13 protein-coding genes and 1 pseudogene are annotated in these 16,779 nt (G+C 56.8%); 10 read left to right on the plus strand and 4 right to left on the minus strand.

The genetic code is table 11. The features are described 5' to 3' along the window. Positions 1-2 precede the first annotated feature (2 nt). From ACR0MJ_RS09580 to ACR0MJ_RS09595, 4 genes are all read left to right on the plus strand, one after another. Complete coding sequence (locus tag ACR0MJ_RS09580; RefSeq protein ID WP_480760812.1) at positions 3-764, plus strand: amino acid ABC transporter permease; 762 nt, start codon at positions 3-5, stop codon at positions 762-764. Between the two features lie 10 nt (positions 765-774). Next, positions 775-1,110 (plus strand): carboxymuconolactone decarboxylase family protein, encoded by a 336-nt coding sequence (locus ACR0MJ_RS09585; protein WP_480760813.1) that lies wholly within the window; start codon positions 775-777, stop codon positions 1,108-1,110. A gap of 41 nt (positions 1,111-1,151) precedes the next feature. Next, positions 1,152-2,600: a phosphonoacetaldehyde dehydrogenase gene (gene phnY, locus ACR0MJ_RS09590; RefSeq protein WP_480760814.1), complete on the plus strand. Its 1,449-nt coding sequence runs from the start codon at positions 1,152-1,154 to the stop codon at positions 2,598-2,600. Between the two features lie 140 nt (positions 2,601-2,740). Next, on the plus strand, positions 2,741-3,754 hold the full coding sequence (locus ACR0MJ_RS09595) for an NAD-dependent epimerase/dehydratase family protein (protein WP_480760815.1): 1,014 nt from the start codon (positions 2,741-2,743) through the stop codon (positions 3,752-3,754). Positions 3,755-3,817: 63 nt separating this feature from the next. Here ACR0MJ_RS09595 and ACR0MJ_RS09600 read toward each other — a convergent pair whose 3' ends face one another. Beyond that, on the minus strand, positions 3,818-4,900 hold the full coding sequence (locus ACR0MJ_RS09600; protein ID WP_480760816.1) for a DegT/DnrJ/EryC1/StrS family aminotransferase: 1,083 nt from the start codon (positions 4,898-4,900) through the stop codon (positions 3,818-3,820). Positions 4,901-5,132: 232 nt separating this feature from the next. Continuing rightward, a complete protein-coding gene (locus ACR0MJ_RS09605) occupies positions 5,133-6,086 on the minus strand; it encodes a Gfo/Idh/MocA family oxidoreductase (protein WP_480760817.1) in 954 nt (317 codons plus the stop codon). 163 nt (positions 6,087-6,249) lie between these two features. On the opposite strand from ACR0MJ_RS09605, the gene ACR0MJ_RS09610 reads away from it, so the two are divergent. Next, positions 6,250-7,752: a glycosyltransferase family 4 protein gene (locus ACR0MJ_RS09610; RefSeq protein ID WP_480760818.1), complete on the plus strand. Its 1,503-nt coding sequence runs from the start codon at positions 6,250-6,252 to the stop codon at positions 7,750-7,752. Here ACR0MJ_RS09610 and wecB read toward each other — a convergent pair. Next, complete coding sequence (wecB, locus tag ACR0MJ_RS09615) at positions 7,749-8,822, minus strand: non-hydrolyzing UDP-N-acetylglucosamine 2-epimerase (protein WP_170407375.1); 1,074 nt, start codon at positions 8,820-8,822, stop codon at positions 7,749-7,751. The two genes, ACR0MJ_RS09610 and wecB, sit on opposite strands and share 4 nt — an antisense overlap. 226 nt (positions 8,823-9,048) lie before the next feature. Between wecB and ACR0MJ_RS09620 the strand changes: the two are divergent. From ACR0MJ_RS09620 to ACR0MJ_RS09640, 5 genes and pseudogenes are all read left to right on the plus strand, one after another. Continuing rightward, a pseudogene (locus tag ACR0MJ_RS09620) lies at positions 9,049-9,400 on the plus strand (transposase); the annotation flags it as partial. A 248-nt stretch (positions 9,401-9,648) separates the two neighbouring features. Continuing rightward, positions 9,649-11,745 carry a hydantoinase/oxoprolinase family protein gene (locus ACR0MJ_RS09625; RefSeq protein ID WP_480760819.1) on the plus strand — a complete coding sequence of 699 codons (2,097 nt, stop codon included), beginning with the start codon at positions 9,649-9,651 and terminating at the stop codon, positions 11,743-11,745. Beyond that, positions 11,745-13,397 (plus strand): hydantoinase B/oxoprolinase family protein, encoded by a 1,653-nt coding sequence (locus tag ACR0MJ_RS09630; RefSeq protein ID WP_480760820.1) that lies wholly within the window; start codon positions 11,745-11,747, stop codon positions 13,395-13,397. The genes ACR0MJ_RS09625 and ACR0MJ_RS09630 overlap by 1 nt, the downstream gene beginning before the upstream one ends. Continuing rightward, positions 13,394-14,461, plus strand: a complete 1,068-nt coding sequence (locus ACR0MJ_RS09635) for a pyridoxal phosphate-dependent aminotransferase (RefSeq protein WP_480760821.1) — start codon at positions 13,394-13,396, stop codon at positions 14,459-14,461. The genes ACR0MJ_RS09630 and ACR0MJ_RS09635 overlap by 4 nt, the downstream gene beginning before the upstream one ends. After that, positions 14,458-15,198 carry an aspartate racemase/maleate isomerase family protein gene (locus ACR0MJ_RS09640; RefSeq protein WP_170407387.1) on the plus strand — a complete coding sequence of 247 codons (741 nt, stop codon included), beginning with the start codon at positions 14,458-14,460 and terminating at the stop codon, positions 15,196-15,198. The genes ACR0MJ_RS09635 and ACR0MJ_RS09640 overlap by 4 nt, the downstream gene beginning before the upstream one ends. A gap of 42 nt (positions 15,199-15,240) precedes the next feature. Here ACR0MJ_RS09640 and ACR0MJ_RS09645 read toward each other — a convergent pair whose 3' ends face one another. Further along, the gene (locus tag ACR0MJ_RS09645) at positions 15,241-16,779 is read right to left on the minus strand and encodes a trimethylamine methyltransferase family protein (RefSeq protein ID WP_480760822.1); all 1,539 of its coding nucleotides are present in this window, start codon (positions 16,777-16,779) and stop codon (positions 15,241-15,243) included.

A 16,779-nucleotide genomic window follows, 5' to 3' on the forward strand; every position in this document is an offset into this window, starting at 1 on the left:
CGATGAAAAATTCACTTCTCTTCCTTCCCCTTTTCTTGCTGATCACGGGCTGTTCGTCCTCACAGACCTGGGGTTGGTACGTCATTGATCCAACCACGGCTTCAGGCTGGACCAATGTAAAATTCCTGATTTCGGGCATGGGTGCGACCATTCAGATTTCGCTGATTGCGGCGATTTTGTCGATTGTCATTGGATTGCTGGTTGCCCTGCCGGGTCTGTCGGAAAAGCGCGGCTGGCGGCTGGTAAACCGGGTATATGTCGAATTTGTCCGCTCGATCCCTCTGTTGCCTATGCTGTTTTGGGTGTTCTACGGGTTGCCGATTGTCTTTCAGTCCATGGGTATGGACATCCCAATCGATCCCTTCTGGGGCGCAATTATCACCCTTGCGATATCGGACAGCGCCTTTACCGCCGAGATCTACCGTGCCGGTATACAATCTATCGCAAAAGGGCAAAGCGAGGCGGCGCAAACGATTGGCCTGAACTATTTTCAGACCATGCGCTACGTGATCCTGCCGCAAGCGATCCGGCGCATTCTGCCACCGCTGGCCAACCAGTTCATCTACATCGTGAAGATGAGCGCATTCGCCAGCGTCATCGGCATGCAAGAACTGACACGCCGTGCGAATGAGCTGGTAGTGACGGAATACCGCCCGCTTGAGATCTATACTTTGTTGATCTTCGAGTATCTGGTGCTGGTACTGATCATCAGCGCCGGTGTGCGTTGGCTCGAGCGCCGGATGGGCGCAGATGAGCGCGGATAAGGAGCATAAGATGGACTGGAAAGACTTCATGGCCGAGATCGAGGCCAATATTGGTGCATTCTCGAAAGAAGTGCCCGAAACCGTGCGTGGTTTCGGCATCATGGGTAAGGCGGCCAAAACAGATGGTGCGCTGAGTGAAAAAACAAAGGAATTCATGGCGTTGGGGATTGCCATCGCGACGCGCTGCGACAGTTGCATCGGCTTCCATATCCGCTCATTGGTGCGGCTGGGTGCGACCCGCGAAGAGCTGTGCGAAGCGCTGGCAATGGCCACCTATATGGGCGGCGGCCCGTCTTACGCCTACAGCGCCAAGGCGTTGAAGGCGTTTGATGTGTTTTCAGAGTAATAGACCGGTACGCGGTCCGATTTCATTGGATGGTTCTTGCCATGGCAGTCACCAAAATCCGTGATGAAGGGATGCGAATTGGTGGCGAGATCATCTTTACCGCTGAGACCATCCCGGTTCACTACCCCTATACCAATGAGGTCGTGGGCCATGTGCCCGCAGGGCAGGCTGAACACGCGCGCCGCGCCTTCGAAATTGCGGCCCACTACAAGCCCGAACTGACCCGCTATGAACGCAGCCAAATCCTGCAACGGGCTGGAGAGCTGATTGGTGAACGTCGCGATTACCTCGCCAAATGGCTGGTGCTTGAGCTTGGCATCTGCCATCAACACGCGATCTACGAGACCAAGCGCGCGCAGGATGTCTTTCAATTTGCGGCGGCCGAGGCACTGAAGGATGATGGCGAAATCTTTGCGTGCGATCTGACCCAAAATGGTAAAGCCCGCAAGATTTTCACGATGCGCGAGCCTGTGACCGCAATCAGCGCGATCACTCCATTCAACCATCCACTCAACATGGTCAGCCACAAGGTTGCTCCGTCGATCGCCACCAATAACTGCATGGTCTGCAAACCGACCGAGTTGACGCCTCTGACCTGCCTGACGCTGGCCGATATCCTTTATGAGGCAGGCCTGCCGCCTGAGATGTTTCAGGTGGTCACTGGCTGGCCACAGGACATTGGGAATGAGATGATCACCAATGAAAACATCGACATCATAACCTTCACCGGTAGTGTTCGCGTGGGCAAGATGATCGCAGAGAAGGCGGTTTATAAACGTCAGGCGCTGGAGTTGGGAGGTAATGATCCACTGATTGTTCTGAATGACCTCAACGATGCCGATCTAGACAGGGCAGCAACGATCGCCGTAGCCGGGGCCACCGGCAATTCGGGACAACGCTGCACTGCGATCAAGCGAATACTTGTGCAAGAGAGTGTCGCGGACACCTTTGTGCCTTTGGTGCTGGGGAAGGCCAAAAAGATCAGGTTCGGAGATCCGCAGGATCCTGAGACCGAGCTGGGTTGCGTGATCCACGAGGAAGCGGCCAAGCTTTTCGAAGATCGTGTTCACTTGGCCCAGAAAGCGGGAGCACAAGTCCTTTACCGCCCCGGACGTCAGGGCGCGCTGCTGCCGCCGATCGTGGTCGACAACGTTCCCCACGACTCTGCGTTGGTGATGGAGGAAACTTTCGGCCCCATTATTCCCATCATTCGCGTGCCCGACGACGATGACGAGGTCATGCGCATCTCGAACTCTACTGTGTACGGCCTGTCGTCGGGGGTATGTACCAATGACCTGAACCGCGCAATTGCCTATATCAATGGGCTGAACGTGGGCACCTGCAATATCTGGGAACAACCCGGATACCGTATCGAAATGTCCCCCTTTGGGGGCATCAAGGATTCGGGCAATGGTGTCAAAGAAGGGGTCATCGAGACCATCAGGCTCTTTACGAATGTCAAAACCTACTCGCTTCCTTGGCCCGGTTGAAGGCTTGTTGAAGATTGCAATGCACACCACTAGAGATTCATGCTCACTCAGCCATGAAATGACCGCTTGAGCCCTTCGGCTCTTGGCGTCATATGTGCCTTCGAACGCACGCGCGATGCCCCGAAACAAGGAAATACCTCATGCAAAAGGTTCTGATCACAGGTACTGCCGGATTTATAGGTTTTCATCTTGCCAAGCTTTTGCTTGAAAACGGTTGCCGGGTTCACGGCTTTGACGGGATGACTGATTACTACGATGTCCGCCTCAAACAGAGCCGACATGCGCTGTTGCTGGAGAACCCAAATTTTTCATGCGAGGAAGGGATGCTGGAAGATACCGCCAAGTTCGACCAGATCGCTGATGCTTTTGAACCGGACGTGATCATCCATCTCGCAGCGCAAGCTGGTGTCCGGTATAGCCTGGAAAACCCGCGCGCCTATGTCGAAAGCAATGTTGTCGGGACGTTCAACGTTATGGAAGCTGCGCGGCGGCACAAAGTGCGGCATCTGCTGATGGCTTCGACTTCGTCGATCTACGGGGCAAATCCTGACATGCCCTTCGACGAGTGCGAAAAAGCAGATCATCAACTCACTATGTACGCAGCCACCAAAAAGGCAAATGAAGCGATGGGACACTCTTATGCCCATCTTTGGAATATTCCGACAACAATGTTCCGCTTCTTCACAGTCTACGGTCCTTGGGGGCGCCCGGACCTTGCGTTCTTCAAATTCACGGACGCGATCCTCAACGACCGCCCGATAGACATCTACAACCATGGCGACATGTATCGTGATTTCACCTATGTGGATGACCTGGTGCGCGCAATTTCTCTGCTGATCGACGTTGTGCCTGTTCGCCCCAAAGCCCCCGAAGACATCGCCGAAGGTGACAGCCTGAGCCCGGTCGCTCCCTATCGCATAGTGAACATTGGAAATTCGGACAAAGTGCGTTTGTTGGATTTCATCGACGCCATCGAAGAAAGCCTCGGCAAACCCGCTATCCGAAACTATATGGAGATGCAGTTGGGCGATGTGCCTGCAACTTGGGCCAATGCCGATCTGCTGCACCGCCTGACCGGTTATCGCCCAAAAACCGAAATCAGGGACGGCATTCAGGCCTTCGTGGACTGGTATCGCGCATATTACGGTAAATAGAACCTGCGAACCTGCCTAAACCTGAATTCGCCGGCCACAGCACCGATTAAACCGTCAGCGCGATCAGATCGCTTTTTTCAGTGCCGCGATTATCTGCTCTTGCGAATTCTCCTGCAGATACGGGTGCATCGGCAGGCTAATCACTGTTGCGGCGGCCTGATCGCCAACAGGCAAGTCGGCATTTGGGTCAGAAACAGCTGGTTGCTTGTTCAACGGCAGTGGATAATGCACGGCGGTCGGAACCCCGGCGTCTTTGAGCTTAGCTTGCACATCCTCACGATTGTCCACGCGTATCGTGTACTGCGCCCAGGCGCTGGTCGCCCCCTCCATCAGCGTCGGAGCGGCGATATTGGTTTCCTTCAGTAGCACTTTGTAACGGTCCGCGACGGTGTCTCGCAGGACCAGTTCATCCTCGAAAACATCCAGCTTGCACAGCAGGATCGCAGCCTGCAACGTGTCCAGACGGCTGTTAACGCCAACCCTGATATGGTGATAACGCCGGTCCTGCCCGTGCCGGGCAATCTGGCGAAGAATGATGCTCAGATCATCGTCCGAGGTGAAGATCGCACCACCATCGCCGTAGCAGCCAAGGGGTTTCGATGGGAAAAAGCTGGTGCAGGAAATCGTTGACAGGTTTCCTGACCGTTTGCCACGCAACGATCCGCCAAAGCTCTGAGCAGCATCCTCGATGACAGGTAAGCCGTTTGCCACAGCTACCTCGTTAATTCGTTCGAAATCAGCAGGTTGGCCATACAGCGACACCGGTATAATTGCCTTTGTCCGGGGTGTGATCGCAGCGTCAAGCTTGTTGGGATCAATGTTATAACTAGTCTGGTCAATATCGACATAAACCGGCTTTGCGCCCAGCAATCTGACGGCTTCAGCCGTGGCGATATATGAAAATCCGGGCGTGATGACCTCATCCCCCGGCCCGACCTCAAGCGCCATCAAGGCAATTTGCAATGCATCCGTTCCATTGGCGCAAGTGATGCAATGTTTGGCACCCGTAAAGGCAGTCAGCCGTGCCTCTAGTTCAGCCACTTCTGGGCCAAGAATGTACTTCCCATGCGCCAACACATTGGCAATGCCGGCATCAAGCTGATCCTTGATAAGTTTCTGTTGTTCCGCTAGGTCAATAAATTGCATCGCTAAAACGCCCTATTGGTTCTTGAGGAATTTCTGCAAGCTGTACCTCTGCAGTTTCCCATACATAATCCGGCACCGCTCGACCATGTTTATTCGTCGGCAAAGACTTAATACAACGGGTCTGTTTGGCACGAATTACCGCAGTACTAATAACTGGGCAGACCGTTTCCCTGTATTGCCCAGTGCCCAAAACGTCATGGGTGGTGGGATAACATGCAGACGATCCGTTTGATCAGAGTACCTTGCTGCTCATCAGCTTCGGATGCTGCTCACCTTTGCTTGCTTCGATCGAGGCATTGCGGATATGGCTGACCATCGCAATTGCAGGCCGGTTTTCATTCAATCCAAACCCGTTCCCGTTCAGAATCTCTTCGTAGCTTCGCGTGTGCAAGTCGGCAAATCCGCCCGAGAATTCGATCTCTTCCCCATCAATAGTGATGGAGCGATAGGTTCTGGCTCCGGTTTCTCGCGCCTCTGCCGGAACGTCATTTACGTCCAGCGACAAGAACCAACGGCACCGGGCGTGTTCAAACTCAAGATAGCCCGCGGCCTTGGTCGAGGCATTGAGATGCACATGGTTCGCCTGAAGATCTCCGAAGAGGAAGTGCAGCATGTCAAAGAAATGCACGCCGATGTTGGTGGCAATACCGCCAGATTTGCGGACATCCCCCTTCCAGCTCTCCAGATACCAACGTCCACGGGACGTGATGTAAGTCAGATCGACCTCGTACTTGGTATCCTTGGGGCTGTTTCGAATCTTGTCCCTCAGAGCAATGATCGAGGGATGTACGCGCAACTGCAGGATCGTGTTTACGGTCTGTCCAGTCGCTTGCTCAATCGCTTCCAGGCCATCGATATCCTCTGGGTTCAACACCAGCGGCTTCTCACAGATCGCATCGGCGCCAGAACGCAATGCAAACCGCATGTGGCTGTCGTGGAGGTAATTCGGCGAGCAGATCGAGACATAATCAATTTTGCCCGCTTCGCTGCGACGTAACATGTCAACATAGCGATCAAAACGCTCAAACTCTGTGAAAAAATGTGCATCGGGGAAGTGGCTATCGATAATCCCAACGGAGTCGCTTGTGTCCAGAGCAGCCAACAACGTGTTTCCGGTATCCGTTATCGCCTTCATGTGGCGCGGCGCGATGTATCCTGCGGTTCCTATTAGTGCGAAGTTGCTCATTCGGTGCGTCCCAAGTGCTCAAATTGTGCTACAGCGCTTCCAAGAATTTCTTTGGGAAGTCAATAGACGCAGGCATTTCAAGCATCGCCAATCACGCTGGAAACCCCGATCAACCTCTGTTAGAGCGGTCCGGAATTGTCAGAGCTAGATTGATCTTCGACCGATGTCAGACACCCGCCCCAAATCTCAAAAAACCGTTTTCTGTCTTACCTACCACGAGATAACGGCGGATGCGCGCGTTCTTAAAGAAGCGCGCGCGCTTCAAGCAGCGGGCCATAACGTACATATCTTCTGCGACTGGCCAGGGGGCATGCAGCAAGAAGACAGCATCGATGGCATTCGGATCACGCGATTCAATTGGCAATCTTCCGAACATATTACCAGCGACATGCTAAAGCGTTTCTTTTTTGTGGATCGTGTTTCGGATGAAGTAGATAAGCGCGTTCTGCCCTATATTAAGTCTGCAGCGAGATTGAATAGACTCAAATCCAAGTTTCGAGAGTTTCTGTCAGATGAAGAAGTTCTGAAGCTCGACCCGATGTACTACAAAAACTACAGTGGCCGAGAACGACGGAAACGTAAGTTTGCTCACAAACGGCTTCTCTGGAAGATTAAGCTGACATCCGGAATTGGTGACGCCCGGAGAGATCTGAAGCTGTTTAGTTCTGACGCCAGAGAGGTCAGGGAAGGGTTCTTCAAACTCTATCAACTAAACTCTCTCTTATTCGCTGAAAACCTCTGCAACCTCAGATTTGATGATACCCCGGACGTCATTCATGCTCATGACATCTATTGTCTCCCGGCAGGCGTTGTGCTTGCAAAACAGTTTGGGGCGAAGCTTGTATACGACGCACATGAATACGAACCAGCGCGGGCGACGAAGAATCCAACTGATGGATCGAACTTTGCAGAAAACCTAGAAGACGATTGTCTCCCCTTCGTCGATTATATGATCACCGTATCGTCGTCCATCGCAGATTTGTATGCCAAACGCTTCAAAGATAGTCCGACACTTATCCTCAATGCTCCAGAGATAGATGTTGATTACATGGATAGTCGTAAAGAAAAGGCGTTGGATCAGCTTTCTATCCGTGCTCAGGCAAACGTTGCTGACGGGGCGCCCTTGATTATTTTTACTGGTGGCATTCAAATGTCACATCGTGGGTTAGATAAAGTTCTTGAGGCTTTGGTTCATCTTCCCGAAGTCAAGTTAGCTTCGATGGGCCCACGGCACCTCCGAAACGACAAGTGGTTCATGAGTGTCGCTCATGACCTAGGTGTGGATGATCGCGTTACCTTGCTTCCACCTGTGGCAGCTCCAGATGTACCAGTCGCAATTAGTACAGCAGACCTCGCTATATGCCCGTTTCAGGACGTATCGCTCAATCACCGCTACGCAATGCCCAACAAGCTTTTTGAGGCAGCATTTGCTGGCGTACCAATTTGTGTTTCAGATCTTCCAGAGATGCGTCGGTTTGCAGAGTCTCTCGGTTTCGGACGAGCAATGGACGAAACAGATCCTCTGAGCATTGCTGAAGCTATTCGGGATGTCTTGGATCATCCCGAACGCTTTACGTTAAGCGCCGCCAACAGAAGGAAGCTTTGGGAGACTTACAGCTGGCCTGCGCAAGCCAAGAAGTTGGCGGCGCTCTATGAAGGTATTTAAACTCGCGCGGCTAGTATCTGTGCGATTTGTTGCGAAGCGGTTCCATCACCATAGATTTCTATCTGATTTCCGCTAGTCCCTATCGCACTGAGGATACCATCCTCGATATCCCCTTCTATGGGCGAAACGATACGATTCCAGCCGCTTTCAACAAGCTCAACCCATTCTGTTTCCGTTCTAAGAGTTACGCAAGGGACGCCGTAGAAATACGCTTCTTTCTGCACTCCGCCAGAGTCCGTAGCAACCAGCACCGCATTGCTTTCTAGAGCGACCATATCCAAGTAACCGACTGGGTCTATCGTTTGGACATGTTCGAATTTAAGACCGATTCCTTTTATCCTTGCGGCAGTACGTGGATGCAATGGCAAGACAACCGGATGTTGTTTCGCAACCGCCTCCAGACCATCAACAATGTTTATTAACGTTTCTGGCGAATCCGTATTTTCAGCTCTATGGATCGTCGCAAGTATGAATCCGTTTGCGTCTACCCCAATGTCAGCCAAAATTGTTGATTTCTGCTTGGCCTTTTCACCAAAGTGTAGTGCTGCGTCGAACATCACGTCACCGACTTCAAAAATTTTGCTCTCCGAAATGCTTTCTCTTCGCAGATTTTCCACAGCGTCGCTGGAAGTCGTGAACAGAAGGTCGGAAATGTGATCCGTTAGAACTCGGTTCGTTTCTTCGGGCATCTTTCGATTAAATGAGCGCAGCCCGGCCTCTACGTGCGCCACCGGGATATGAAGTTTTGAGGCGACCAATGCACCCGCCAATGTTGAATTCGTATCTCCAAAAACAAGGAGCGCATCTGGTTCATGTTCTTGAATGACGGGTTCAAGTTTCTGCATCATCAGTCCTGTCATGGCACCATGACTGCCTGAGTTCACCGATAGGTTGATGTCGGGTTTTGCAATTTCTAGTTCGTCGAAAAAAATCTTAGACATCGAATCGTCATAGTGCTGTCCTGTGTGAATCAGCAGCTCTGTTACACCCGGCATGGAACGAAGTGCTCTGCTCACCGGAGCCAATTTAATAAACTGAGGGCGCGCGCCAACTACAACTGCGATTTTCACGGTAGCTCCAAATAAATAATTGCCTAAAACCGCGCTAACACACGGCCAGTATAAATTCCACGTGATATCTCGTGACTTTCTCGCTCAAGCAGATTCAGATTAGCTTGGCTTTAGCTGCTATCACGCTCGCACCCGGACCTATTGATCTAGATCACACCGCATGCCTCACGTCTCGGAAAACGGAGTTTTGACATGAGTGATCTTTTAAGGGCTTGCTGACGCGCAGATGGCCCGTCCAAACCCTTCTTGCCAAAGTCGCCTGGAAAACCCGGGGTCGACGACAGGCGTGTGTTGAGCGAAATAATCTTATTCAATCGAATGATTTGCGCTGGCGTGATGCTCCTGTCACCTATGATCCGCAAAGGAGTCTCTACAGCAGATGGAAGTGCTGGAGCAAGAAAGGTTTTTCGCGCGGATGATGGCTGGGCACGCTGCGGAATACGACGCGTAAAAGGTCGTAATGATCGACGCGAACTATCTGAAATCACACTGTAGCGCGACCATAGTGGTTGCCAAAAAGGGGGCGTGATCGTCTGATTGGTCGAACCAAGGGCGGCATGAACACCAAATCACACGCTGGCCGCCTGACGGCCCGTTTCGGCAGATTTCGGGCCTGCTACGCCGATAGATGTCGCTTGCAGGCCTTTCTGTCGCAATCCAGCTTGCTGCGGCTATCTTGAAACTGCACATTTCGCCCATGACACAGACTGATATTCCGAATCCCACGGACCGCCGCGCAACCGGCTGTGATCTTGTGATCCTTGCATAAAGCAGGGCCTCGGTCCTTTTGCTTCACGCTGCGATTACAGAAATTTCGGAAGACCTCATGACAACTCAAACGCTGCGCCTGGCCATCGATATTGGCGGCACCTTTACCGATACGGTCCTTGTCTCTGGCGAAGAGACAATCCTGGCCTCCACCAAGACCCTGACCACCCATCAGAACCCTGCCGACGGCGCCATGGAAGGGGCCGCGCGAATAATGCAGCAATCGGGCCGGACGCTGGATCAGGTGACCGGCTTTATCCACGGCACCACCCTGGCGACCAATGCGCTGATCGAACGTCGCGGCGCGGTGGTGGCAACGGTGACCACCGAAGGCTTTCGCGACATCCTGGAAATCGCGTATGAGCGGCGTTATTCGCAATACGATATCAACCTCGAGAAGCCTGACCTGCTGGTGCCGCGCGAGCGTGCTCTGACCGTGCGCGAACGCATGTCGGCGGGTGGTCAGGTATTGATCGAGCTCGAAGACTCGGCCATCGACGCACTGCTGGCCGATATCGACGCGAGCGGCGCAGAGGCCATAGCGATCTGCCTGATGCACGCTTATGCCAATCCCGCCCATGAACGCCGCCTACGCGATGTGCTGGCTGAGAAGCGGCCCGATCTGACCGTCTCGATCTCGTCCGAGGTCAGCCCCGAGGCGCGCGAGTTCGACCGGCTGTGCACCACCGTCGCCAATGCTTATATCCAGCCGCTGATGCAGACCTATCTGGCCCGTTTCGTCGACCGGTTCGAGGCCGAGGGCGTGACCTGTCCGATCCTGATGATGACGGCGGGCGGCGGCATGTGCACCGTGCGCACCGCCGCGCGTTTTCCGATCCGGCTGGTGGAATCCGGCCCCGCCGGAGGGGCCATTCTGGCCGCCCGCATCGCCGCCCGCACCGGGCTGGATCAGGTGCTGTCCTTTGACGTTGGCGGCACCACCGCTAAGCTGTGCCTGATCGATAAGGCCCGCCCGCAGACCTCGCGCCAGTTCGAGATCGCCCGCGCCGCGCGGTTCATAAAGGGCTCGGGCATGCCAGTGCGCATCCCGGTGATAGAGATGATCGAGATCGGCGCGGGCGGTGGGTCCATCGCCGGAGTTGACCGGCTGGGACGCCTGACCGTGGGTCCGAAATCGGCGGGGTCTGAACCCGGACCCGTGGCCTTCATGCGCGGCGGCACCGAGCCCACGGTGACAGACAGCGACATTACGCTGGGCTACATCGTGCCCGACACATTTGCCGAGGGGCATATCAAGCTGGACCCCGAAGGCTCCAAACAATCGCTGAGCCGGGTGATCGGGTCGAAACTAGATCTCGATGCCGTTGGCTCAGCCGACGGCGTCAGCCGCATCGTCGATGAAAGCATGGCCAGCGCAGGCCGGATGCACGCGGTGGAATCGGGCAAGGATCTTGGACTGCGCACGATGATTGCCTTTGGCGGCAACGGGCCGTTGCATGCCAGCCGGGTGGCACGATCCGCCGGGGTCAGCCGCATTGTAATCCCGCCCAATCCGGGCGTGGGGTCTGCCGTGGGCTTCCTGTTCGCACCCGTGTCGTTCGAAATCGTCCGCTCGCGCTATTCGCTGTTGGACAGCATGGACATGGATGAGATCAACGCGCTGTTCGAGACCATGATCGTCGAGGCCAAAGGCGTGGTTGCCCAAGGCGCGGGCGATGCCCCGACCGAAACACAGCGCACCGCCTTCATGCGCTACAACGGTCAGGGTCACGAGATCGAGATCACTCTGCCCGACCGGCATCTGACAGCAGACGATATTGCACCGCTGACCACCGCCTTTGAGGAAGAATATCGCAAGCAGTTCTCACGCCCGGTGCCGGGGATGCAGATTGAGATTCTCAACTGGGCGGTGCGCGTCGCGACCCTTGACAGCGCCGTGCCACCAGTGCCCGCTACACCTGCATTGACGACCTTCACCGCACCCGACACTCGCCCGGTCACCTGCGATGTGGACGGCGCGCTGAAACAGGCCGCCTTCGTGGCGCGGGCCGATCTGAAGTCCGGCGACCATGTGCGCGGCCCGGCGCTGATCCACGAGCCGCAGACCACCACGCTGGTCTCGACTGATTTCTCGGCCCATGTGGACGCCATAGGAAACCTCGTCCTGGTTCAGGACCAGAAAGGAGGCGCATGATGGCGACCGATCTTTCCCCCGCCCGCCTGCAAGTGATGTGGAACCGTTTGCTGGCAGTGGTCGAAGAACAAGGCCAAACCCTGATCCGCGCCGCCTTTTCGCCCATCGTGCGCGAATGCGGCGATATCTCCGCCGGGATCTTCGACGTCAACGGCCGGATGCTGGCACAGGCGGTAACCGGCACGCCGGGCCATATCAACACCATGGCCGAAGCGGTGCAGCACCTGCGCGCCGCCTTCCCGGTTCAGACCATGAAACCGGGTGATATCTACATGACCAACGACCCGTGGCTGGCCTCGGGGCATTTGAACGATTTCCTGCTGATGATGCCCGCGTTCAAGGATGGCAAGGTGGTGGGCTTCACCTCGTGCACTTCGCATCTGGTCGATCTCGGTGGGTTGGGCATGGGGCCGGAAGGCTCCGACATCTATGACGAGGGGCTGCTGATCCCGCCCTGTAAACTGGTCGAGGAAGGCATCCCCAACGCGCTGCTGCTGGACATCATCCGCGCCAACAGCCGCGAACCCATCGCCAACGAGGGCGACATCTATGCCCTGATCGCCTGTTGCGAGGCCGGGGTGAACCGGCTGGTTTCGATGATGGAAGAGTTCGGCCTGACCGATCTGGATGCGCTAGGGTCCTATATCATCGACACTTCGCGCCGTGGCACGCTTGAGGCCATCGCCGAGGTGCCCGTAGGTATCTACAAAAACGTCCTGAAAATGGATGGCTATGAGAATGAGCTGGAGTTGCACGCAGCTCTGACCGTCAGTAAATCGGGGATGCATGTGGATTTCACCGGCACCTCGGGTTGTTCGCGCAAGGGCATCAACGTGCCGCTGAACTATGCCACCGCCTATACCGTGTTTGCGCTGCGCTGCATCGTCGGCTCGGACATCCCCAACAATGCCGGATCGCTGGAGCCGTTCACCGTCGACGGCCCCAAGGGCTGCATCCTGAACGCACAGCGCCCGGTGCCGGTGGCGATGCGGCACACGCTAGGTCAGGTGACACCCGATCTGGTGCTGGGCTGCCTGCATCAGGCGCTGCCTGATGCAGTGCCTGCCGAGGGCGCAAGCTGCATGTTCGACCTGCCCATGCGCCACGCCCCCGAGGTGGCCCGCGATGGTGGGCGCGAATTCGCAGTGGAACCGGTACATAATGGCGGCACCGGTGCACGGCCGCATGCGGATGGTCTGTCAGCCACCGCCTACCCCTCGGGCGTGTTCGGTTCGCAGGTGGAGATCACCGAAAGCGTCGCGCCCGTCACCATCTGGCGGCGCGAACTGCGCACGGATTCCGGCGGCGCGGGCAAGTATCGAGGCGGGCTGGGGCAACGGATCGAGATGACCTCGTCCAACGGTGCGCCCTTCATCGTGTTCCTGTCAGTCGAGCGACTAAAGTTCCCCGCCCTTGGGCGCATGGGCGGCAAACCCGGCGCGCCCGGGCGCATCCGCCTTCGCGAAGGCGGCAGCGACATTCCCGGCAAGGGAGAGCTGCGAGTTGAAGGCGGCGATTATCTGATCTTCGACACTCCCGGTGGTGGCGGTTTCGGCGATCCGGGCGACCGCAACTCGGATGCGCTGGCGCTGGACCTCAAACGCGGTTTGATCAGTGCCGAGGGGGCCAAAGCCTACGGAGGTGACACATGATCCGCCCGGTTTCTCATGTTGGCGCCATGGGCGCCTATGCGCTGGCCGATCTGGGTGGTGAAGGCACCATCTCGCTGGCGCAAAACGAAAGCGCCTTTCCGGCCAGTCCGTCCGCCGTGGCGGCCGGGCAGGCAGCGCTGGCTGATCTGACGCTCTACCCCGATCCCGAATGGCCCGACATGCGCGCGGCCATTGCCGGGGTACACGGGGTCGACCCGGCGCGGGTGCTGTGTGGCGCGGGCTCGATGGAGCTGATCGGCTGCCTGATCCGCGCCTTTGCCGGGCCCGGCGATCACGTGCTGGGCACGCAATATGGTTATGCCTTCGTCGCTTCGGCGACAGCACAGGCGCAGGCCGAATACGTGGCCGCGCCCGAGGTCGATCTGACCGTCTCGGTCGATGCGCTTCTGGCCGCCGTCACCCCCGCCACCCGCATCGTGTTTGTCTGCAACCCGGGCAACCCCACCGGCACGCTGATCCCGAATGCCGACATCCTGCGCCTGCGCAACGCGCTACCCGGCGACGTGCTGCTGGTGGTCGATCAGGCCTATGCCGAATTCGCCGATGCCGCCAACGATCCGACTGAGGTTTTCGGGCTGGCGGACCGGGGAGATACCGTTATCACGCGCACCTTCTCCAAAGCTTACGGGCTGGCCGGGGCACGCGCCGGGTGGGGCTATTTCCCCACCGACATCGCCCGAGAGCTGCGCAAGCTGTTGAACCCCAACAACATCTCGATTGCCTCGCAGGCTGCGGCAGCGGCGGCGATGCGCGATCAGGCGCATATGCGGGACGTGGTCGCGAAAACGGCAACCATTCGCGATCGGTTCGCGGAGGACTGCCGCGATCTGGGGCTGATCGTGCCGGACAGCCACACCAATTTCGTGCTGATCCACTTTGCCTCGACCGAGCAGGCGCAACAGGCCGACGCTGCGCTACGGGCCGAGAAACTGCTGATGCGCGGTATGGGCGGCTATGGTCTGTCCGACTGCCTGCGCGCCACGATCTGCAACACACCGGTGATGGATCGCTGTCTGGCCGTTCTGAGAAAGATAACGTCATGAGCCACGAAACGCGTACCCGGGCCAAGATCGGCGTTCTGGTGCCCTTCACTAACACCAACCTCGAGGCCGATATGGCCTTGATGCGCTGCCAGGACACCACCGTGCATTTCCAGCGCATGGGTGGTTATGATGTCGATGAAATCCCAGGTTCTGACCAGATGGCGGGGCTTGGGGCCTCGGACATCAGCCACGATTTGCGGATGATTTCGGGCGTGCGGCCAGATGTGGTGCTGTACGGCTGCACCTCGGCCACGCTGACCCATGGGCCGTCATTCGACGCCGATCTGGCGCAGCAGATCAAGGCCGGATCGGGAGCGCAATCGCTGACAGCCGCCGGATCGCTGATCGCCGCCATTCAGGCGCTTGGGGTGACGAAAGTGGGCTTTTCCTCGCCCTATCTGGGCGAAATCAACACGCAGGCGATGGATTTCATGGCCGCAAACGACATCGAAACCGTGCGTTGTGCCGATGTTGGCCGCGAGCTGGGCAATTACGGACAGGGAGAGCTGACCCCGGACGAGGTTTACGACCTCGCCTGTGAGGCAGACCACCCGGACGCGCAAGCCGTCGTGCTCAGCTGCACCGACATGCGCGCAGTCGAGGCCATCGAGCAGATCGAGGACACGCTGGACAAGCCGGTAGTGACCTCAAATCAGGCGATGATGTTCTGCATGATGCGGGCGCTGCGTCTGCCACGCCACGAGGCGCTGCCGGGCCGGTTGTTCGATCTGCTGTAACCGAACCGGGGCAACGGTCGCCCCCCCCGCCCCGATATTCCATCAGGGTTCGCCGCTGCCGATCTCTTCCTTGCGTTTGGCGATATAGGCATCCAGCTCCTCACGCACAGAGGGGTCCATCTCGGGCATCTGATACTCGCGTAGCGCCTGCTGCCAAACCTCGGTGGCGCGTTGCAGGGCGTCCTTGGCTCCGGCCGCCTCCCAGTTTTCATAGTTCTGCCAGTCGGACAGCATCGGTTTGTAGAACGCGGTCTCATAGCGTTCCATCGTGTGATCGACGCCAAAGAAATGGCCGCCAGTGGGCACCGATTTGATGGTGTCCAGGCCCAGTTCATCCGTGTCAAATTTCATCGGCTTTAGGAATTCCATCATGTTCTGGATGATCTCGATATCCATGACGAATTTCTCATAAGATGCGGTCAGCCCGCCTTCAAGCCAGCCGGCGGCATGATAGACGATATTGGCCCCTCCCAGAACCGCGCCCCATGTGGCCATCATCGTTTCGTATGCCGCCTGCAAATCCACCACGTTGGATGCATTTGCGTTCGATGTCCGGTACGGAATGCCATAGCGCCGCGCCAGCTGCCCGCCGACAATATTCGCCTTGGCATTTTCCGGTGTGCCAAAAGCCGGGGCCCCGGATTTCATGTCCACATTCGAGGTGAACGAGCCATACATGACAGGCGCTCCCGGGCTGACCAACTGCGTCAGCACCACACCGAACAGCGCCTCGGCGTTCTGTTGCGCCAGCGCGGCAGGCAGCGTGACCGGTGTCATTGCCCCCATCAGAGTGAACGGCGTGACCGTCACCGGTTGACCATACTCGGCCATCGCGATCAGGCCGTCACCCATGGCATCGTCGAACAGGCGCGGAGAGTTCACCGAAATGATTGTGATCACCCCCGGATCGCCGCGCATGTCCTCGGGTTTCTGACCGCGCGAAATCGCCATCATGTTGATGCCATCCATCGCCCGCCCGCGCCCGATAGCGGTGCAGTGAAAGCTCAGGTCGCTATAGCTCAGGTTGGCGTTGTAGGTGTCCAGATGGCGGTTGTTGGCGGGCATTTCGATCGGGGCCATCACCTGATTGCCGATCAGATGGATAGCGTTGAAATGATGCGCCAACCGGATGAAGTTGCAATAGTCATCGTAATTACCCTGACGGCGGCCATTGATACAGTCATGTACGTTCGGCGGCCCGGCAACCAAACCAAAATTCACATGATCGCCGCCCAGCGTAATCTGTTTCGCGCGGTTGCGAGAGGTCAGCGTGAATTCCGAGGGCACCGTTTTCAACGCTTCGGCGACAATGGTTTCGTCCATACGGATGGTCTTGGTGTCGCGGTCTACGATGGCCCCCGCGCGTTCGAAAATGTCCATAACATTGTCGCCCATCACCCGGATACCGGCCTCGGACAGAATGCGCATCGAGGTTGTATGCAGCTGATCCATCTGTTCAGGGTTCAACAGCTCGAACGGCGGATAGCTGTTGCGCACCTGTTGCCAGGGCAGCTGTTCGATTCCCGCCGCCGCGCGCCCGGATTTGCCGCGTCGCCCGCCGCTGCTTCTGTCTCGTGCCAT

This window comes from Ruegeria sp. C6, assembly GCF_056537625.1.